Source organism: Halomonas sp. PAMB 3264 (assembly GCF_031954245.1).
Lineage (GTDB): Bacteria > Pseudomonadota > Gammaproteobacteria > Pseudomonadales > Halomonadaceae > Vreelandella.
The window spans coordinates 1,973,216-1,992,046 of sequence record NZ_CP134866.1; the positions used below are offsets into that span (position 1 = coordinate 1,973,216).

Sequence of the window (18,831 nt, forward strand, 5' to 3'; positions counted from 1 at the left end):
AAACGTCACCTTCACTATAGCTCTTTACTATAGCTCGCCGGCTCCCTCGGCCAACGCCCGGCGAGCAATGATCAGGCGCATGATCTCGTTGGAACCTTCCAGAATGCGGTGAACGCGCGTATCACGCACGAAGCGCTCCATCGGATACTCCTTGATGTAGCCGTTGCCGCCAAAAAGCTGCAGCGCCTCGTCACACACCTTGAACCCGATGTCGGTGGCAAATCGCTTGGCCATGGCGCAGTAGGTCGGCGCATCTGCGTGGCCAGCGTCGAGTTTGGTCGCGGCCATGCGCACCAGCTGGCGCGCCGCCACAAGCTCGGTGACCATATCGGCCAGGCGAAACTGCAGCGCCTGAAACTCCGCCAGGGGCTTGCCGAACTGCTTGCGTTCGCGCAGGTAGTCGCGCGCCTCATTGATCGCACGCTGGGCGGTACCGACCGAGCAGGTCGCGATGTTGATGCGCCCACCGTCCAGGCCCTTCATCGCAATCTTGAAGCCGTCGCCTTCACGGCCCAACAGGTGGTTGGCCGGCACGCGTACGTCGTCGAAGGTCACCATGCGCGTGGGCTGGCTATTCCAGCCCATCTTGTCCTCCTTGCGCCCGTAGCTGATGCCGTCGGTTTTGGCATCCACGGCAAAAGCGGAGACGCCGCCGGCGCCTTCACCCCCGGTACGCGCCATCACGACCAGAAAATCGGTGCTGCCGGCGCCGGAGATGAACATCTTGCTACCACTCAGCACGTACGCATCGCCATCACGTTGGGCGGTGGTCTTGAGTGAGGCGGCGTCCGACCCCGCACCGGGTTCGGTCAGGCAGTACGACCCCAGAAGCTCGCCGGTGGCGAGTCGCGGCCCCCACTGCTCGACGACGTCCGGCTGGCCGAAGCTCGCCAGCATCCAGGTGACCATGTTGTGAATGGTGAGATAAGCGGTGGTCGAGGTGCAGCCCATCGAAAGCTGCTCGAAGATGATGCTCGCATCCAGCCGCGATAGCGCAAGCCCACCAACGCTCTCCGGGGCGTAGAGCGAGCAAAAGCCCAGCTCTCCGGCGCGCTTGATCACATCGACGGGAAAGTGCGCCTCGCGGTCCCACTGCGCGGCGTGGGGTGCCAATTCCTTGTCGGCAAAGTCCTTGGCCAACTCCGCAAAGGCTACCTGGTCGTCGCTTAGCTCGAAATTCATGGCGAAGTCTCCATCGAGGCCGAGCGCCTATGGCGCCTCGCCCCGCGTGTTGTCGTTATTTATTAGGGGTCACGCAAATTGACGTTAACGTTAACTTATATTTTAAACCAGCCGCGCGCAACGCTTGGCCCTTAGAACCTTTGGCGTAGGCACTGTATTTCCATAAAGTCCTGCGCGATAAAAAAAGACGCCTTGAGGCGTCTTTAAATGAAAGGCTGGTTACTTGAAATTCTTGCGATAAAGCGTTGCGAGCTCGCCGACGATGCCGCTTCGAAAGCTCAGCACGCAGAGCACGAAGATGGCGCCGAGAATCACGCTGACCCAGTTACCCAGCGGCGACTGCGCCAGCAGGTGCTGAAGGCTGACGACAAGCGAGGCGCCTGCCAGCGGCCCTAACAGCGTGCCGACCCCGCCCAGCAGCGTCATCAGGATCACCTCGCCGGACATGTGCCAGTGGGCGTCGGTGAGCGAGGCGAGCTGGAACACCACCGTCTTGGTCGCCCCGGCGAGCCCGGTAAGTCCGGCCGAGAGCACGAACGCCAGAAGCTTGTAGGCGTCGACGTTATAGCCAAGCGACACCGCCCGCGGCTCGTTTTCGCGAATCGCCTTGAGCACCTGACCAAACGGCGAGTTCACGGTGCGCTGAATAAGCGCGAAGCCCACTAGAAACACCGCGAAAACGAAGTAGTACATCGCCAGGTTACTCTGCAGGCTGATCAGCCCAAAGAGCTCGCCCCGGGGCACGCCGTGAAGGCCATCCTCGCCGCCGGTAAAAGGCGCCTGAATGAACACGAAGAACATTAGCTGCGCCAGCGCCAGCGTCACCATGGCGAAATAGATGCCCTGGCGTCGAATCGAAAGCACCCCGAACAGACATCCCAGCAGCGTGGCGGCAAGCGTCCCCGCTAGAATACCAAGCTCCGGCGTAAGCCCCGGGTAACTTGCCAGAAGATACCCGGTGACATAGCCGCCGCTGGCCAAAAACGCGGCGTGTCCAAAGGATAAAAGACCGGCGTAGCCCAGCAGCAGATTGAAGGCGCAGGCAAACAGCGCAAAGCAGAGAATCTTCATTAAAAAAACCGGATACGCCAGCAGCGGTGCCACCAGGCCCACCGCGACCAGTACCACGTACAATAGCGCGCGGCGCTGCCCCGCCCGGCGCTTTCGCCTGGCCTCGACGTTCGGCGCGCTCAGCGCTTGTGAGTCCGACATGGCTATGCCTCCTTTCCGAAAAGCCCGGCCGGGCGCAGCATGAGAACCAGTATCATCACCAAAAAGATCACCGTATTGGCGGCTTCGGGGTAGTACACCTTGGTGAGCCCTTCGATCACGCCCATGCCTAAACCGGTTAAAATGGCGCCCAGAATCGAGCCCATCCCGCCGATGACCACCACGGCAAACACCACGATCAGAAGGCTCGACCCCATGGTGGGTGACACCGGATAAAGCGGCGCGGCCAGCACGCCGGCAAAGGCGGCCAGCCCCACGCCGAAACCGTAGGTCAGCGTGATCAAAAGCGGTACGTTCACCCCAAAGGCCTGCATCAGCTTGGAGTTCTCGGTGCCCGCGCGTAGATACGCCCCGAGCCGCGTACGCTCGATCATGAACCAGGTAAACAGACACATGGCCAGTGCGGCCACCAGCACCCAGGCGCGGTAGGTGGGCAAAAACATGAATCCGAGATTCAATCCGCCCTGCAGGATCTCCGGCGTGGCGTAGCGCGCGCCTGACACGCCAAAGAAGTTGATCAGCGTGCCCTCGAAGATCAGCGCCAAACCAAAGGTCAGAAGCAGCCCGTACAGATGATCCAGATGAGCGATGCGGCGAAGCAGAAAGCGCTCGATCAGCATGCTGAGCCCGCCCACGGTAAGCGGCACCAGCACCAGTGCCAGCCAGTAATTGATGCCCAAAGTGTTGAAGGCCAGAAGTGCGGCAAAGGCGCCCAGCATGTACTGCGCGCCGTGGGCGAAATTGACGATTTTCAAAAGCCCGAAGATCACCGCCAACCCCAGGCTCAAGAGCGCATAAAAGGCGCCGTTGACCAGCCCCAGCGTAAGCTGGCCCATGAACACCGCCATGGGCACGCCGAATATCATCGTCATTGCGATCTCTCCTGCGGGGCGGGCTCACCGCCCCGCGCGTTGACGGCCCGAGATTAGTTCTGCACCAAATCGCACTGGCTCTCGGCAAGCGGGCGGTAGGCCTCTTCGGCGGGAATGGTGCTGAGAATCTCGTAGAGATCCCACTCGCCGGTGGACTCAATCGGCGTTTTCACCTGGGCGAGGTACATGTCGTGCACCATCCGCCCGTCCTCGCGAATGCGCCCGTTGCGGGCAAAGAAGTCGTTGATCGGCTGGGAGGCCATCTGCGCGCGCACGGCCTGGGCCTCGTCGGTGCCGGCGGCCTCGACGGCCTTCAAGTAGTGCATGGTGCTCGAGTAGATGCCCGCCTGAACCATGGTCGGCATGCTACCCACCTCATCGAAGTAGCGCTGTGCCCACTCGCGGGCCTGGTCGTCCATGTCCCAGTACCAGCCGGTGGTGAGCAGCAGGTTTTGCGTGGCCTCAAGACCCAGCGCGTGCACATCGTTCAAGAAGATCAAAAGCCCCGCCAGCTGCTGGCCGGACTGCGTTAGCCCGAACTGGCTGGCGGTGGTGATGGCGTTGACCGTATCGGCACCGGCGTTGGCAAGACCAACGATCTTCGCCCCGGACCCCTGGGCCTGCAAAATGTAGGAGGAGAAATCGCTGGTGGGGAACGGATGGCGCACGCCGCCAACGATCTCACCGCCGTTGGCTTCCACTACGCTGGTCACGTCCGCTTCCAGCGCGTGGCCGAAGGCGTAATCCGCGGTGAGCAGAAACCAGCTGTCGCCGCCCTGCTCGACCACCGCCTTGGCGGTGCCGTTGGCCAGCGGGTAAGTATCGTAAACCCAGTGAATATGGTTGGGCGTGCAGTGCTCGTTAGTCACACTCGAGGCCGCCGAGCCCGAGACGAGCCCCAGCCGGTCGTTCTCCTCGAGCACTTTGGTCACGGCGATCGTGACCGACGAGGCGACGAGCCCTCCGACCATATCGACGTTTTGCTGGTCGATCCAGCCGCGCACGGTATTGGCGCCCACATCGGCGCTGTTACGGTCGTCGGCGCTGAACACTTTGATCGGCGAGCCGTTGACGCTGCCGCCAAAGTCATCGACCGCCATTTCAAGGGCGGTCAACCCGCCGGGGCCGGCAAGATCCCGGTAGGTGCCGGACATATCGGCCAGATAACCGATACGCACCTCGCCATCGCTGATCTCGGCGTGAGCGGCAAGGGTCAGGGTCGATGCCACCGCGACGGTGATGCTCGACACCAGCGTTTTCTTGCTCGGCAGTTGTTGGATAAGCGCCATGTTCGTCTCCGGGCCTGAGGCCTTGTAGTTGTGATCAGCCGTTATGATTAGCCGTTAGGGTTTGTTGTTATGGTTGGTTGTCGGACGTTTAACGGGTGCTGCGTTTACCGCTTCTTTTATCGATGCCCCGCCGGAGGCTGCTTCGTTCTCCCGCGGTCTCCTGCCATGCAAAAGACTCACACACCCAGCAGCGCGTTGAGATGCTCGCGCCTGGATGAGAGCTCGGCGGCGCTGATCTCCTCGATGATTTCGCCGTGCTCCATGACGAAGTGGCGATCCGCCAGGGGGGCAGCGAAACGAAAGTTTTGCTCGACGAGCACGATGGTCATGCCGCTGGCCTTGAGCTTGACCAGCACGTCGCCAAGCGCCTGTACAATGACTGGCGCCAGCCCCTCGGTAATCTCGTCGAGCAGGAGAATGCGCGCGCCGGTGCGCAGAATCCGTGCCATGGCGAGCATCTGCTGCTCGCCACCGGAGAGCCGCGTGCCGGGGCTTTTGCGCCGCTCGTAAAGATTCGGAAACATCGCGTAAATGGCGTCAAGACTCATACCACCGGAGCTGACCGTAGGCGGCAAGAGCAGGTTCTCGTGCACATCGAGGCTTGCGAAAATGCCGCGCTCTTCTGGGCAGTAACCCACGCCGAGCCGCGGAATGTGGTGGGGCTTCATGGCGAGCGTTTCCTGACCGCCGATGACGATCGACCCGGTGCGCCGGCCCACCATGTTCATGATGGCCTTGAGCGTTGTGCTACGCCCGGCGCCGTTGCGCCCCAAAAGCGTGACCAGCTCGCCCTCCTTCACGTTGACGTTCACCCCGTGAAGAATGTGAGATTCGCCGTAGAAGGCGTGCAGATCGGTAATCTTGAGAATGTCCCGCGCCCGCGAAGCACTGCGCTCTTCAACGAATTCGCGCGTTGCCTGCTCACTGGCAATACTCATGCGCTCGCCCTCTTACCGATTGTCTCGACCTCGGCGCTCCCCATGTACGCCTCGCGCACCAGCGGGTTACTCGACACGCTGGGGTAGTCGCCTTCGGCCAATACCGCACCACGCGCCAATACCGTGATCCGGTCGCAAAGGCGGCTCACCACGCTAAGGTTGTGTTCGACCATCAGCACCGTGCGCCCTTTGGATACCCGCTTGATCAGCTCGACGATACGGTCGACGTCCTCGGCGCCCATGCCCTGGGTGGGCTCGTCCAAAAGCATCATGAACGGGTCAAGCGCCAGGGTCGTGGCCACCTCAAGCGCCCGCTTGCGCCCATAAGGCATCTCGACGGTCAGGGTATCGGCGTAGGCGGCAAGCCCGACTTCATCGAGCAGCGCCATCGCCCGCTCATTGAGTGGCTCGAGGCTTTTTTCGGATTTCCAGAAGTGAAACGACGTGCCCAGTCGACGCTGAAGCGCCACGCGCACGTTCTCGAGGGCGGTCATGTGCGCAAACACCGCCGAAATCTGAAACGAGCGCACCAGCCCCAGCCGGGCGATCTGGTTCGATTTGAGCGACGTGATGGGCTTACCGCGGTAGAGGATCTCGCCGCGCGTGGGCGGTAAGAACTTGGTGAGCAGATTGAATACCGTGGTCTTGCCGGCACCGTTGGGGCCGATCAGCGCGTGAATATGGCCCTCCTGCACCCGTAGATCGACGCCGTCCACCGCGGTGAAGCCACGAAAGGTCTTGGTCAGCCCGCGGGTTTCCAGCACCGGCGGCGGGGTGCTTGCATCAACGCTCATGAGGGCAATCCTTGATGGTCGAGAATTATTGTTGTTCTGGATCGTACCCGCCGTCGCGGTTGGCAACGGCTTTCGCAGGAAGAGGCTTGGCCCTGTTGTCGTTGTCATGGGCCGTGCCTTTACCTTCACGTAAGGTACAGCTTCAACCTAACAACACGCTGTCATCACTGACAATTACAACTTTGGTCCAAACAATGACCGATAATCTGCTAACAAAATTATAAGCTTAGCCTTTACAATCAGTTAACCGAAAACCTAATCGCAACGGTTCGGAAAGACTTTCTTTACGTTAACGTAAACTTGTTTTAGCCTCAGGTCAGACGACCGTAACACCGCCACGAGATACGCCCATGAGCAAGACCTATTCGATCAGCGAGCTGGCCGCCGAGTTCGACGTCACCACGCGCAGCATTCGCTTTTACGAAGACCAGGAACTTCTGCGCCCCGCCCGCCGAGGTCAGACCCGTATTTACAGCAGCCAGGACCGCGTGCGCTTGAAGCTCACGCTACGTGGCAAGCGCCTGGGATTATCGCTTGCCGAAATTCGTGAGCTGTTCGAGCTATGGGATGAAACCCGGCGCGGCAGTGAAAAGCAGCTCCACCTGATGCTGGAAAAGATCGGCGAGCGCCGTGCGGCGCTGGAGCAGCAGATGAAGGACATCACCATGGTGCAGCTCGAACTCGAAAGCGCCGAGATTCGCTGCCGTCAGGCCCTCGAAGAGCTCAACCAGAAGCAGGCCGATGAGGAACGCACCAACGTCTCGGGCTGAAGCGCTTCATTGAGCACGCCACAGCGCCCCATCGAGTCAATAACTTAACAATATCAAGGTGACCGACGATGCACTCTCTTTATACGGAACTCGACTTCGGCCTCGACGAGGACATGAACATGCTGCGCCGCGAAGTGAACGCCTTCGCGGCTAGCGAGATCGCTCCGCGCGCCGCCGAGATCGACCAGGAAAACGAATTCCCCAACGACCTGTGGCGCAAGTTTGGCGACATGGGCCTTCTGGGTGTCACCGTCTCGGAAGAGGATGGCGGCAGCGGTATGGGGTATCTCGCTCACTGTATCGCCATGGAGGAAATTTCGCGCGCCAGCGCCTCGGTCGCGCTCTCCTATGGCGCCCACTCCAATCTCTGCGTCAATCAGATCAAGCGCAACGCCTCCCCCGAACAAAAAGCAAAATATCTGCCGAGGCTGATCAGCGGCGAACACGTAGGAGCACTGGCCATGTCCGAGCCCGGCGCGGGGTCCGACGTGGTATCGATGAAGCTGCGCGCCGAGAAGCGCGGCGACAAGTACGTTTTGAACGGCAACAAGATGTGGATCACCAACGGCCCGGACGCCGACGTGCTGGTGGTCTATGCCAAAACCGACCCGGACGCCGGCTCGAAAGGCATTACCACCTTCTTGATCGAAAAGGGGATGCCGGGATTTTCCACCGCGCAGAAGCTCGACAAGCTCGGCATGCGCGGCTCCAACACCTGCGAGCTGGTGTTTCAGGACTGCGAGGTGCCCGAAGAGAACGTGCTCGGTGAGGTTGGCAAGGGCGTACGCGTGCTGATGAGCGGGCTCGATTACGAGCGCACGGTGCTCGCCGCCGGCCCCATCGGCATCATGCAGGCTGCCATGGACGTGGTGGTGCCCTACATCCACGAGCGCAAGCAGTTCGAGCAATCGATCGGTGAGTTCCAGCTCGTCCAGGGCAAGGTCGCGGACATGTACACCACGCTCAACGCCTGCCGGGCGTATCTTTACGCCGTGGCCCGCGCCTGCGACCGGGACCAGACCTCGCGCAAGGACGCCGCCGGGGTGATCCTCTACTGCGCCGAAAAGGCGACCCAGGTGGCGCTGGACGCCATTCAGCTGCTCGGCGGCAACGGCTACATCAACGAGTACCCTACCGGGCGGCTTCTGCGAGACGCCAAACTCTACGAGATCGGCGCCGGCACCAGCGAGATTCGCCGCATGCTGATTGGCCGCGAACTGTTCAGCGAAAGTCGTTAAGGGGGCGCGATGAGCACACTGACCACCCAAATCAACCCGCGCAGTGACCTGTTCCAGCAAAACGACGCCGCCCTGCGCGCCGAGGTCGACACGCTTTTCGAACTGACCGAGGTTATCGCCCAGGGCGGCGGCGCCAGCGCCCGCGAACGTCACGAAAGCCGTGGGAAGCTCTTCGTGCGCGATCGGATCGATCATTTGATCGACGAAGGCGCGCCGTTTCTCGAGTTCTCGGCGCTGGCCGCCCACGCGGTGTACGAAAGCGACGTGCCCGCTGCTGGCGTGGTGACCGGGATCGGCCGCGTCAAGGGCGTTGAGTGCGTGATCGTCGCCAACGACGCCACGGTCAAGGGCGGCACCTACTTTCCGCTGACGGTGAAAAAGCATCTTCGCGCCCAGGAGATCGCCCGCAAGCATCGCCTGCCGTGTATCTACCTGGTCGACTCCGGCGGCGCCTTTCTGCCCCGTCAGGACGAGGTATTCCCTGACCGTGACCACTTCGGGCGCATCTTCTACAACCAGGCCACGATGTCCGCCGAGGGCATCCCACAGATCGCCGTGGTGATGGGCTCCTGTACCGCCGGAGGCGCCTACGTACCGGCCATGGCGGACGAGTCGATCATCGTCAAGGAACAAGGCACGATCTTTCTCGGCGGCCCGCCGCTGGTCAAGGCGGCCACCGGCGAGAGCATCAGCGCCGAAGCCCTGGGCGGCGCCGACGTGCACGCCAAGGTCAGCGGCGTGGCGGATCACTACGCCGAGAACGACATGCACGCGCTTCAGCTCGCCCGCGGCTGTATCGCCCGGCTCAACTGGCAAAAGCGCGGGAGGCTCGCCATGAAAGCGCCCGCCCCGCCCAGGCTCGACCCCGCAGAGCTTTACGGCATCGTGGGGGTCGATCTCAAGAAACCGTTCGATGTGCGCGAAGTGATCGGGCGTATCGTCGATGGCTCCGAATTCGACGAGTTCAAGCGCTATTACGGCGACACCCTGGTCACCGGTTTTGCGCATATCCATGGCCACCCGGTGGGGATCGTGGCCAACAACGGGGTGCTCTTTTCAGAGAGCGCGGTGAAAGGCGCGCACTTCATCGAACTCTGCGCCCAGCGCAAGGTACCGCTGGTGTTTTTGCAGAACATCACCGGCTTCATGGTCGGCTCCAAATACGAACACGAAGGCATCGCCAAGCACGGTGCCAAGCTCGTGACCGCCGTGGCCTGCGCGAAAGTGCCCAAGTTCACCGTCTTGATTGGCGGCAGCTTCGGCGCCGGCAACTATGGCATGTGCGGGCGCGCTTATGATCCGAATTTACTGTTCATGTGGCCCAACGCGCGTATTTCGGTGATGGGCGGCGAGCAGGCCGCCGGCGTGCTCGCCCAGGTCAAGCGCGAGCAGTACGAGCGCGAAGACCGCGCGTGGTCGGAGGATGACGAAGAGGCGTTCAAGAAGCCGACCCGCGAGCAGTACGAGCGCCAAGGCCACCCCACCTACGCTAGCGCAAGGCTTTGGGACGATGGCGTGATCGACCCGCTCCAGACCCGCGACGTGCTGGGGCTTTCCCTGGCCGCCGCGATGAATGCCGAGATCGAAGAGACGCGCTTTGGCGTGTTCAGGATGTGATGCCATGAGCCATTTGATGAGCCATTCGACACTGACGATTGAAAACGCCGTGGCGCACCTGAGCCTGAACCGCCCGGCGGTACACAACGCTTTCGACGACCACCTGATTGCCGAGCTGACCGACCACCTGAAAGGACTGCTCGAACCCATCGAGCGCCAGGAGGTGCGGGTGTTGGTGCTCGGCTCCGAAGGCAAAAGCTTCTCGGCGGGGGCGGATCTCTACTGGATGAAGCGCATGGTCGACTACAGCCATGACGACAACCTGGCGGATTCACGCCGGCTCGCCGAATTGATGCATCGCCTGGACACGCTGCCCTGCCCCACGGTGTGTCGGGTACAGGGCGCGGCCTTTGGCGGCGCAGTGGGCCTGGCCGCCTGCTGTGACGTGGTCATCGCCTCGACCAGGGCCCGATTCTGCCTCTCCGAGGTCAAGGTCGGCCTGTCGCCAGCGGTCATCAGCCCTTACGTTCAACGCGCCATCGGTGCCCGGCAAGCGCGGCGCTACGCGCTGAGTGCCGAGGTGATCGACGCCGACACGGCGCTGGCGCTCGGCCTTGCCCACCAGGTAGTCGAGCCGGAGACCTTGGATCACGCGGTAGAGGTCATGACCCAAACGCTTTTGGCGGGCTCACCCCGGGCGCAGCGGGCCACCAAGGCCCTGCTCGCCGCCGTGGGTCAATCGCCGGATTCCGACGCTACCCGCGAAAAAACGTGTCAGACGATCGCCGAGCTGCGGGTAAGCGACGAGGGCCAGGAGGGGCTTTCGAGCTTTTTCGATAAGCGCCTGCCTGCCTGGGCACCGCAGGATGACACCGATAACGCCGGGGAGCGCCCATGAGTAAAGCAACCAGCAAGTTCGATACGTTGTTAGTGGCCAACCGCGGTGAGATCGCCTGCCGAGTGATGCGCACCGCGCGCCGGCTGGGTATCAAGACCGTAGCGGTCTACTCCGATGCCGATGCCAGCGCCCGCCACGTGCGCGAGGCCGACGAGGCCGTTCGTTTGGGCCCCGCTGCCGCCCGCGAAAGCTACCTGAACATCGAGGCGGTGATCGCAGCGGCTCGCCAAAGCGGGAGCACCGCGGTGCATCCGGGCTACGGCTTTCTTTCCGAAAACGGCCGCTTCGTCGAGGCGTTGGAAGCCGCGGGTATTACCTTCGTCGGCCCGCCCGCCTCCGCAATCGCCGCCATGGGTGACAAGTCTGCCGCCAAGGCGCGCATGGCAAACGCCGGCGTGCCGCTGGTACCGGGTTATCACGGTGACGATCAAGGCGACGACACTCTTTTGGCGGAGGCCAACCGTATCGGCTACCCGGTCATGCTGAAAGCGAGCGCCGGCGGCGGCGGCAAGGGCATGCGCGTGGTCGAACGCGAGGCCGACTTCCAGGCTGCGCTTGAAAGCTGCCGGCGCGAGTCAAAAGCCTCCTTCAGCGATGACCGCATGCTGATCGAGAAGTATCTGGTCAAGCCTCGTCACGTCGAGGTGCAGGTATTCTGCGATCGTTTTGGCGCAGGCGTCTATCTCTTCGAGCGCGACTGCAGCGTTCAGCGCCGCCATCAGAAAGTACTGGAAGAGGCTCCGGCGCCGCACATGACGGAAGCGCTTCGCGCCGCCATGGGCGAGGCCGCCGTGCGCGCAGCGAAAGAGATCGGCTACGTGGGCGCGGGCACCGTCGAGTTTCTGCTCGACGTTGACGGCGCCTTCTACTTCATGGAGATGAACACGCGCCTGCAGGTCGAGCACCCGGTGACCGAGATGGTGACCGGGCTCGATCTGGTCGAGTGGCAGCTGAGAGTCGCCATGAACGAGCCGCTGCCCTGCGCGCAAAGCGAACTCACCCTGAACGGCCACAGTTTCGAGGCGCGCCTCTACGCCGAAGACCCGGCCAACGAGTTTCTGCCCGCCACCGGCACCCTCACCCGCTTCTCGCTCGATGTTGAGGGCGCGGGGCTGGAGTCGGCTCAGGTACGGCTGGACAGCGGTGTTGAGAGTGGGGATATAGTCTCGATGCACTACGACCCGATGCTCGCCAAGCTGATCACTCACGGCACGGATCGTGACGCGGCGCTCGCCACGCTGAACCGAGCGCTGGCCGCCCTCGACGTGCAGGGCGTGGTGACCAACCGCGCCTTTCTGCAGCGCCTGGCCGGGCATCCGGCGTTCAAAGCCGCCGAGCTCGATACCGGTTTCATCGTGCGCCACCACGACGACCTATTCCGTCAAAACGAGCCGACGCCCCAGGCGTACGCTCGCGCCGCGCTGGTGGCCATCGAGACGCTTGCGAAAAATGCCGGCCGTCAGGATGTGTCGCCCTGGGCGCACAGTGACGGCTTTCGCCTGAACGCGCCGCACAAGGTGCGTATTGCGCTGGCCGACAAGCGCGAAGAGAGCGAGACCGTGGTGGTCGAAGCGACCCGCACTCGCGCGCAAGCCGGCTGGACGCTACGCGTTCAAAACGAGCGATTCGAAGGGTCGCTCTCGAGGCTTGCCGGTGATGCGGTGGCGGTCACACTAAACGGCCACCGCCGGCGCTTTCAGGCTCAGCTCGAAGAAGACAACCTGGTACTGAGCGATAGCGCGGGCGAAACCCGGCTCGTTTGGCAGCGCCTGGATGCGCTCAACCACGCCGCGATCGAGGCCGCCGCAAGCTTGACCGCGCCGATGCACGGCACCGTGGTGGCGCTTCTGGTCGAGCCCGGCGCGCCGGTCGAGAAAGGTATGCCGCTGATGGTGATGGAGGCGATGAAGATGGAGCACACCTTGAGTGCGCCGGCAGACGGTACGGTCGAGCAGTTTCGCTTCGCCGTCGGCGACAGTGTTGGCCAGGGCGACGTACTACTGGACTTCGCCGCGACCGACGAAGGAGCGTGACCATGGCCCTTCCACAACGCGTACGTCTGGTCGACATGGCCCCGCGGGACGGGCTGCAAAACGAGCCCGGCGAGGTGGTGGCCACGGCCGTCAAGGTCGAGCTGATCGAGCGCCTGGCCCGAGCAGGGCTTACCCATATCGAGGCGGCGAGCTTCGTCTCCCCCAGGTGGGTGCCGCAAATGGGCGACGCCCGGGAGGTGATGCTGGGCATTCACCGCGAATCGAACGTGACCTACTCCGCCCTGACCCCGAATTTGAAAGGGTTGGAGAACGCGCTGGAAGCGAACGTCTCCGAGGTTGCAGTGTTCGCCGCCGCTTCTGAAGCGTTCTCGCAAAAAAACATCAACTGCTCGATCGACGCGTCGCTTGCGCGTTTCGAGCCGGTGATGGCCCGCGCTAGCGAGGCGAACGTGCGCGTGCGCGGCTACGTTTCCTGCGTGCTGGGCTGCCCCTACGAAGGCGACATCGCCCCGGCCCAGGTGGCGCGGGTGGCGGGGGCGCTTTATGAGATGGGCTGCTTCGAGGTGTCGCTGGGCGACACCATCGGCGTCGGCACGCCGTTGAAAGCCCGGCAGATGATCGACGAGGTAGCGAAGGTTGTGCCCGTTAAGCAATTGGCGGCGCACTTTCACGACACCTACGGCATGGCGATCGCCAACCTTTTTGCGGTGCTCGAGCAGGGCGTGGCCGTCATCGACGCCTCGACCGGGGGGCTGGGCGGCTGCCCCTACGCCAAGGGTGCTTCCGGTAACGTGGCGACCGAGGACGTGCTCTATCTGCTGCGGGGGCTAGGTATCGAGACCGGCGTGAATCTTGAGTCGATCATCGAAACCGGCGAGTGGATCACCGGGCAACTTGGCCGCGCACCCGCCTCGAAAGTCGCCCGCGCCCTGGAAGCGCACTAGGCCCATCCATTTTCTCGATCTTGGCCACAACAACTATCAGAACAGCTATCAGAACAACAATCAGGAGAGACCTCATGGCGCCGAATACTCCCACTCTACCGAGCTACACCAGCAGCGTTGCCGATAAGCCGCTTCTGGGCATGACCATCGGCGACAAGCTCGACCAGATTGCCGCGCAGTACCCGGATAACGACGCGCTGATCGTGCTGCACCAGAACGTGCATTGGAGTTATCGCGAGTTCAATGAAGAGGTCAACCGCTGCGCCCGGGCGATGCTCTCCATTGGCGTTCAGCGCGGCGACCGCGTGGGGATCTGGGCGCCCAACGGCTCGGAGTGGACGCTGACGCAGTTCGCGACCGCCAAGATCGGTGCGATTCTGGTCAACATCAACCCGGCCTACCGCACCCAAGAACTCGACTACGCGCTCAACCAGTCCGGGGCGCGCTATCTAATCTGCGCCGACCGTTTCAAGACGGCAGACTACCGCGCGATGCTGTTTGAACTCGCCCCGGAGCTTGACACCTGCGAGCCGGGCAAGCTTCGCTCGAAGCGCCTTTCCCAGCTCGAGTGCGTGGTGAATCTGAGCGATGAGCGCTACCCCGGGATGTGGCGCTGGCGCGATATGCTGGATGAGGCGAGCCGCACCGACCAGGCGACCCTCGATACGCTGCAGGCCACGCTCCAGTTCGACGACCCGATCAACATTCAGTACACCTCCGGCACCACCGGCTTTCCCAAGGGCGCAACGCTTTCGCACCACAACATCCTCAACAACGGCTTTTTCGTCGCCGAGAGCATGGGCTTCACCCCGAATGATCGGCTGGTGATTCCGGTGCCGCTCTACCACTGCTTCGGCATGGTAATGGGTAATCTGGGCTGCATGACCCACGGTGCGGCGATGATCTACCCCGGCGAAAGCTTCGATGCCGGGCAGGTGCTCAAGGCGGTGCACGAGCAGCGCGCCACGGCCCTGTTTGGCGTGCCGACCATGTTTCTGGCCGAGCTCGAGCACGAGGAGTTTGCCGCCACCGACTTCTCGAATCTACGGACCGGCATCATGGCGGGATCGATCTGCCCGGCGGCGGTGATGAAGCAGGTGATCGAGAAGATGAACATGAAGGGCGTACAGATCGCCTACGGCATGACCGAAACCAGCCCGGTCTCCGCCCAGACCGGGGCCGATGACACGATCGACAAGCGTGTCTCCACCGTGGGCCGTACCCAGCCGCACCTGGAAAGCAAGGTCATCGACCCGATAAGCGGCGCGGTACTTCCTCGCGGCGAGATCGGCGAACTTTGCACGCGCGGCTATAGCGTCATGCTCAAGTACTGGAACAACGAACAGGCCACGACGGATGCCATCGACAGCGCCGGCTGGATGCACACGGGCGATCTTGCCACCATGGATGACGAGGGCTATCTGCAAATCGTCGGACGTATCAAGGACATGGTGATTCGCGGCGGCGAGAACGTCTATCCCAAGGAGGTCGAGGAGTTTCTCTATACCCATCCAGACGTTGCCGATGTGCAGGTTACGGGCGTTCCGGACGAGAAGTACGGCGAAGAATTGATTGCCTGGGTTCGGCTCAACGCCGATGCCGGGGAGATCACCGGTGAGGATTTGCGCGCCTTCTGCAAGGACAAGATCACCCACTTCAAGATTCCCCGCTACTTCAAGTTCGTCGACGCGTTCCCCATGACGGTGACGGGCAAGATCCAGAAATTCAAGATGCGCGAGATCTCGACGCACGAGCTGGGACTGGACAAGGAGACATTGTCGTGAGCGAGTCGCACTCGCTGGCCGCCCACTACCACCAGGCGCTACGCGACGATGCGGTGCTCGAGCAGATCAAGCGCCACTACCCGGACGGCGCCACGCCTTTTCAACTCGCCCCGCTGGATCAGCTCCATATCGGCGGGCTCAAGGCGTCAATGCGGCTGTTCGAGCGACTCGACCCGGTGGATCAGCCGCGCGTGCTGGATATTGGCGCGGGGCTTGGCGGGCTCGTGCGCTTGGGCGCCTCGCTTGGTTTCACGATGACCGGACTCGACATCACCCACCGCTTCAACGCCTTGAACCAACGAATCGGCAAGCTTGCCGCAAGCAGCGTCGACTACGCTGTAATCACCGGCGACGCCCGCCGCCTCCCCTTGTCGCACGACAGCTTCGACGCGGTGATTTTTCAGCACAGCCTGATGAACATGCCAGCGCTTGCGCCGGTGCTCGAAGAGGCTCACCGCGTGCTGCGCCCCGGCGGGAGATTGGTGCTCCACGAGCTGACCCGGGGCAACCGCCGCGTGGCGCTGCAGTATCCCGTGCCCTGGGCGGCCAGCGCCGAGCACACTCACCTTCTGACACTCGACGCTCTTTTGACGCGGCTGCGCACCTGCGGGTTCATGGAACTCGAGGTAAAAAATGTGAGCGACGAAGCCCGCGCCTGGCGGGCGCGTCAAAGCGATAAGGAACAGGTGACAGCGGCACCGGTGCTGTCGCCGCAGTGGGTGTTTGGCGAGCGTTTTGCGGCGATGGGAAAGAATTTGCTGACAAATTTGACCAATCGCGCAATTGAAGTGGTCGAAATCGAAGGGCGTTGCTAGGATTGGATTGGGCCTGGTTTTAAAAAAGGATAAGACAATGCCAGCAAACCGCTTGGCAAGCACCCTTTTATGCGGCGTTCTCGGCAGCTCTTTTCCCTTGCTGTGTCTGGCAAGCGAAAGCAGCTACCTGAATACCGAACTGCTTCCCAAATCCTACACCGCCCCGGACAGCGAGATGGTGGCGCTGTCCAACGGCGTAGTGCTCGAGGGAAGCAATCTCAACAGTATCGACAGCTACACCTCTGGCTTTCGCCTGACCGCGGGCTTTAGCCCCGAGCATTTTCCCCAGGTCGATATCGGCGCCGAAATCGCCTACCGCGAAAGCGAAGAGGTATTCACCACCTCGAGCGTAGCTCCTTTAGTTCAGGACACCCTGGCATTAGGCGGCGCGCTGGTTGCGGGGCTTAGAATGGGCGCGTTCAGCGTCTATGCCAAATCCGGGCTGACCGAGTGGCGCGGCGAGAACGAGCTCGAAGGCAGCGAAAGCGGTACCGCCATGCTCCAGGGGTTCGGTGCGACCATGACCGTCAAGCGGCTGGTCAGCCGCCTGGAGTACGAGCGCATCGATGCGCCGACGCTCAGCCACCTGACCCAGCTCAACGCTTCGATTCATCTGCCGTTCTAGGCGCCTTCTCGGAGCTTTCCAACGGCGCGGTCCACACCGGCACGTCCTCTTTTTGTGGCTCGCCCTCCTGCTCGTCCATGGCGCTACTGAGCGCTTCTTCCAGACGTCTAAAGAGCTCGCCATAACGGCGGCTGAAGCGCTGGCCGCCTTCGATCTCCTTCCACGCCTCGAATAGCTCCGCATCGTGTGCGTCTTCGCTTTGCACGAAGGACCAGGCCATCTTCTTGGCGCGCATCGGGTGTACGCCGAGCGCGGTGAGTGCGTGGCTGCCAAGTTCCAGAGCCGAGTGGTAGGTTTCGCTGACCACGTCATCGGCGCCGGCCTCGCGCAGTCGATAGCCGTGGCCGCGGTCAAAGGCACGGGCCAGCACCCACACGTTCGGATAAAAGCGTTTGACGTGCTCGACGGTGCTCACGGCGCGGTCCAGGTCGTCGATCGCTACCACCAAAAGGCGGGCGTTGGCGATGCCGGCGCGGTCGAGCAGATCCGCACGGCTGGCATCCCCAAAATAGCTTTTGATATTGATACTGCGCGCGTTCTCGATCTGCTTGAGCTCGAGATCCAGCGCGACCAGCGGCACGTCGCTCGCTCTCAACAGCCGGCACACGATTTGACCAAAGCGCCCGGCGCCTGCGACGATCACCGGCGACTCCTCGTCGAAGTCATCGGCCTTTTGGGACTCGGTTTTGCCGGCGAGATAGCGCGGCACCACGAGCTTGTCGAAGGCGATGAACAAAAGCGGCGTCAAAAACATCGAAAACGCCACCACCAGCGCCAGAAGCTCAGCAAGCCCTTCGCCAATGACGCCGTTCTGACGCGTGTAGGTCAAAAGCACGAAACCGAACTCGCCGGCCTGGGCCAGGCTGAGTGTCATCAACCAGCCGTTGCTGCCGCGAATGCCGAACGCGTAGGCAAGCCCAATCAGCAGCGCCCCCTTGACCGCCATAACGCCCAGTCCCAGCAGTACCACGGCATGCCACTGCTCGATGAGCACGCCAAAATTGATGCCCGCTCCCACGGTAATGAAGAAAAGCCCCAGCAATAGCCCCTTGAACGGCTCGATATTGGCCTCGAGCTCATGCTTGAACTCGCTGTTTGCCAGCACGACGCCGGCCAGAAAGGCGCCCAGCGCCGGTGAAAGATTCACAAGCCCCATTAGCGCGGCAATCCCGATCACCAGCATCAAGGCGCTGGCGGTAAAGATTTCGCGAAGATTCGATTTCACTACGTAGCGAAACAGCAGCGGCATCAGGTAATAACCGGCGCCAATCACGAACCCGACTGCCCCCACTACCACCAGTGCGTGGGCCCAACCGGGTAGACTCGCCACCAGGTCGGCGTTGTCGTGACCGGTCTGAGTTGAGCTTCCATCCACGCCGGCCACCGCCAGCAGCGGAATCAGTGCCAGAATGGGGATCACCGCCATGTCCTGAAACAGCAGGATGGAAAAAGCACTGCGCCCGCCTTCAGTGGCGGCAAGCCCCTTTTCGTTCAGCGTTTGGAGCACGATGGCGGTAGAAGAGAGCGCCAGCACCAGCCCGACGGCGAGCGCCGTTTGCCACACCACGCCGAGCCATACGCCGATCGCGGTACCGGCGGCGGCGGTCAGTACCACCTGCAGCCCGCCAAGACCCAGAAGCCTGACGCGCATGGCCCAGAGGCTTTTGGGGTCGAGCTCCATCCCGACCAGAAACAGCATCATCACCACGCCAAACTCGGCAAAATGCTGGATGGTGTCGGTTTCCTGACCCACCAGCCCAAGCATTGGGCCGATCACCACCCCCGCGACCAGATACCCCAGCACCGAGCCGAGCCCGAAACGCTTGGCCAGCGGCACGGCGATCACCGCCGCCAGTAGATAGATAAAGGCTTGAATGAAAATGTGGGTCATCGACTCTCTC

16 protein-coding genes are annotated in these 18,831 nt (G+C 62.3%); 9 read left to right on the forward strand and 7 right to left on the reverse strand.

Annotated elements, in window-relative coordinates:
• Positions 1 to 27 precede the first annotated feature (27 nt).
• From RN347_RS08890 to RN347_RS08915, 6 genes are all read right to left on the reverse strand, one after another.
• Positions 28 to 1,182 carry an acyl-CoA dehydrogenase family protein gene (locus RN347_RS08890; protein ID WP_311957943.1) on the reverse strand — a complete coding sequence of 385 codons (1,155 nt, stop codon included), beginning with the start codon at positions 1,180 to 1,182 and terminating at the stop codon, positions 28 to 30.
• A 219-nt stretch (positions 1,183 to 1,401) separates the two neighbouring features.
• A complete protein-coding gene (locus RN347_RS08895) occupies positions 1,402 to 2,394 on the reverse strand; it encodes a branched-chain amino acid ABC transporter permease (protein ID WP_263587141.1) in 993 nt (330 codons plus the stop codon).
• 2 nt (positions 2,395 to 2,396) lie between these two features.
• Positions 2,397 to 3,284: a branched-chain amino acid ABC transporter permease gene (locus RN347_RS08900; protein WP_263587140.1), complete on the reverse strand. Its 888-nt coding sequence runs from the start codon at positions 3,282 to 3,284 to the stop codon at positions 2,397 to 2,399.
• Positions 3,285 to 3,337: 53 nt separating this feature from the next.
• Entirely contained in the window at positions 3,338 to 4,573 is a 1,236-nt protein-coding gene (locus RN347_RS08905; protein ID WP_263587139.1) for an ABC transporter substrate-binding protein, read from the reverse strand.
• Between the two features lie 176 nt (positions 4,574 to 4,749).
• A complete protein-coding gene (locus tag RN347_RS08910; protein ID WP_311957944.1) occupies positions 4,750 to 5,511 on the reverse strand; it encodes an ABC transporter ATP-binding protein in 762 nt (253 codons plus the stop codon).
• A complete protein-coding gene (locus RN347_RS08915; protein WP_311957945.1) occupies positions 5,508 to 6,305 on the reverse strand; it encodes an ABC transporter ATP-binding protein in 798 nt (265 codons plus the stop codon). The genes RN347_RS08910 and RN347_RS08915 overlap by 4 nt, the downstream gene beginning before the upstream one ends.
• Positions 6,306 to 6,655: 350 nt before the next feature.
• Here RN347_RS08915 and RN347_RS08920 point away from each other — a divergent pair, with 350 nt between their 5' ends.
• The 9 genes from RN347_RS08920 (at position 6,656) to RN347_RS08960 (ending at position 16,930) form a co-directional block, all read left to right on the forward strand.
• Positions 6,656 to 7,075, forward strand: coding sequence for a MerR family DNA-binding transcriptional regulator (locus tag RN347_RS08920; RefSeq protein ID WP_263587136.1), 420 nt, complete (start codon positions 6,656 to 6,658; stop codon positions 7,073 to 7,075).
• A gap of 68 nt (positions 7,076 to 7,143) precedes the next feature.
• On the forward strand, positions 7,144 to 8,313 hold the full coding sequence (locus tag RN347_RS08925; protein WP_311957946.1) for an isovaleryl-CoA dehydrogenase: 1,170 nt from the start codon (positions 7,144 to 7,146) through the stop codon (positions 8,311 to 8,313).
• Between the two features lie 9 nt (positions 8,314 to 8,322).
• A complete protein-coding gene (locus tag RN347_RS08930) occupies positions 8,323 to 9,930 on the forward strand; it encodes a carboxyl transferase domain-containing protein (protein WP_311957947.1) in 1,608 nt (535 codons plus the stop codon).
• 16 nt (positions 9,931 to 9,946) lie between these two features.
• Positions 9,947 to 10,768 (forward strand): enoyl-CoA hydratase-related protein, encoded by an 822-nt coding sequence (locus tag RN347_RS08935; RefSeq protein ID WP_311960838.1) that lies wholly within the window; start codon positions 9,947 to 9,949, stop codon positions 10,766 to 10,768.
• Positions 10,765 to 12,801: an acetyl/propionyl/methylcrotonyl-CoA carboxylase subunit alpha gene (locus RN347_RS08940; RefSeq protein ID WP_311957948.1), complete on the forward strand. Its 2,037-nt coding sequence runs from the start codon at positions 10,765 to 10,767 to the stop codon at positions 12,799 to 12,801. The genes RN347_RS08935 and RN347_RS08940 overlap by 4 nt, the downstream gene beginning before the upstream one ends.
• 2 nt (positions 12,802 to 12,803) lie before the next feature.
• The gene (locus RN347_RS08945; RefSeq protein ID WP_311957949.1) at positions 12,804 to 13,706 is read left to right on the forward strand and encodes a hydroxymethylglutaryl-CoA lyase; all 903 of its coding nucleotides are present in this window, start codon (positions 12,804 to 12,806) and stop codon (positions 13,704 to 13,706) included.
• Between the two features lie 74 nt (positions 13,707 to 13,780).
• Positions 13,781 to 15,490 (forward strand): AMP-binding protein, encoded by a 1,710-nt coding sequence (locus RN347_RS08950; RefSeq protein ID WP_311957950.1) that lies wholly within the window; start codon positions 13,781 to 13,783, stop codon positions 15,488 to 15,490.
• The gene (locus RN347_RS08955) at positions 15,487 to 16,305 is read left to right on the forward strand and encodes a class I SAM-dependent methyltransferase (RefSeq protein WP_311957951.1); all 819 of its coding nucleotides are present in this window, start codon (positions 15,487 to 15,489) and stop codon (positions 16,303 to 16,305) included. The genes RN347_RS08950 and RN347_RS08955 overlap by 4 nt, the downstream gene beginning before the upstream one ends.
• A 37-nt stretch (positions 16,306 to 16,342) precedes the next feature.
• Positions 16,343 to 16,930, forward strand: a complete 588-nt coding sequence (locus RN347_RS08960; protein WP_263587129.1) for a hypothetical protein — start codon at positions 16,343 to 16,345, stop codon at positions 16,928 to 16,930.
• Here the strand turns inward: RN347_RS08960 and RN347_RS08965 are convergent.
• Positions 16,902 to 18,821, reverse strand: a complete 1,920-nt coding sequence (locus RN347_RS08965) for a monovalent cation:proton antiporter-2 (CPA2) family protein (protein WP_311957952.1) — start codon at positions 18,819 to 18,821, stop codon at positions 16,902 to 16,904. The genes RN347_RS08960 and RN347_RS08965 overlap by 29 nt on opposite strands.
• Between the last annotated feature and the right edge of the window lie 10 nt (positions 18,822 to 18,831).

What these genes read in the sequence shown, in the direction of transcription:
- RN347_RS08890 (WP_311957943.1), bottom strand. Translation starts at nt 1,182, where the DNA reads ATGAATTTCGAGCTAAGCGACGACCAGGTAGCCTTTGCGGAGTTGGCC.
- RN347_RS08895 (WP_263587141.1), bottom strand. Translation starts at nt 2,394, where the DNA reads ATGTCGGACTCACAAGCGCTGAGCGCGCCGAACGTCGAGGCCAGGCGA.
- RN347_RS08900 (WP_263587140.1), bottom strand. Translation starts at nt 3,284, where the DNA reads ATGACGATGATATTCGGCGTGCCCATGGCGGTGTTCATGGGCCAGCTT.
- RN347_RS08905 (WP_263587139.1), bottom strand. Translation starts at nt 4,573, where the DNA reads ATGGCGCTTATCCAACAACTGCCGAGCAAGAAAACGCTGGTGTCGAGC.
- RN347_RS08910 (WP_311957944.1), bottom strand. Translation starts at nt 5,511, where the DNA reads ATGAGTATTGCCAGTGAGCAGGCAACGCGCGAATTCGTTGAAGAGCGC.
- RN347_RS08915 (WP_311957945.1), bottom strand. Translation starts at nt 6,305, where the DNA reads ATGAGCGTTGATGCAAGCACCCCGCCGCCGGTGCTGGAAACCCGCGGG.
- RN347_RS08920 (WP_263587136.1), top strand. Translation starts at nt 6,656, where the DNA reads ATGAGCAAGACCTATTCGATCAGCGAGCTGGCCGCCGAGTTCGACGTC.
- RN347_RS08925 (WP_311957946.1), top strand. Translation starts at nt 7,144, where the DNA reads ATGCACTCTCTTTATACGGAACTCGACTTCGGCCTCGACGAGGACATG.
- RN347_RS08930 (WP_311957947.1), top strand. Translation starts at nt 8,323, where the DNA reads ATGAGCACACTGACCACCCAAATCAACCCGCGCAGTGACCTGTTCCAG.
- RN347_RS08935 (WP_311960838.1), top strand. Translation starts at nt 9,947, where the DNA reads ATGAGCCATTCGACACTGACGATTGAAAACGCCGTGGCGCACCTGAGC.
- RN347_RS08940 (WP_311957948.1), top strand. Translation starts at nt 10,765, where the DNA reads ATGAGTAAAGCAACCAGCAAGTTCGATACGTTGTTAGTGGCCAACCGC.
- RN347_RS08945 (WP_311957949.1), top strand. Translation starts at nt 12,804, where the DNA reads ATGGCCCTTCCACAACGCGTACGTCTGGTCGACATGGCCCCGCGGGAC.
- RN347_RS08950 (WP_311957950.1), top strand. Translation starts at nt 13,781, where the DNA reads ATGGCGCCGAATACTCCCACTCTACCGAGCTACACCAGCAGCGTTGCC.
- RN347_RS08960 (WP_263587129.1), top strand. Translation starts at nt 16,343, where the DNA reads ATGCCAGCAAACCGCTTGGCAAGCACCCTTTTATGCGGCGTTCTCGGC.
- RN347_RS08965 (WP_311957952.1), bottom strand. Translation starts at nt 18,821, where the DNA reads ATGACCCACATTTTCATTCAAGCCTTTATCTATCTACTGGCGGCGGTG.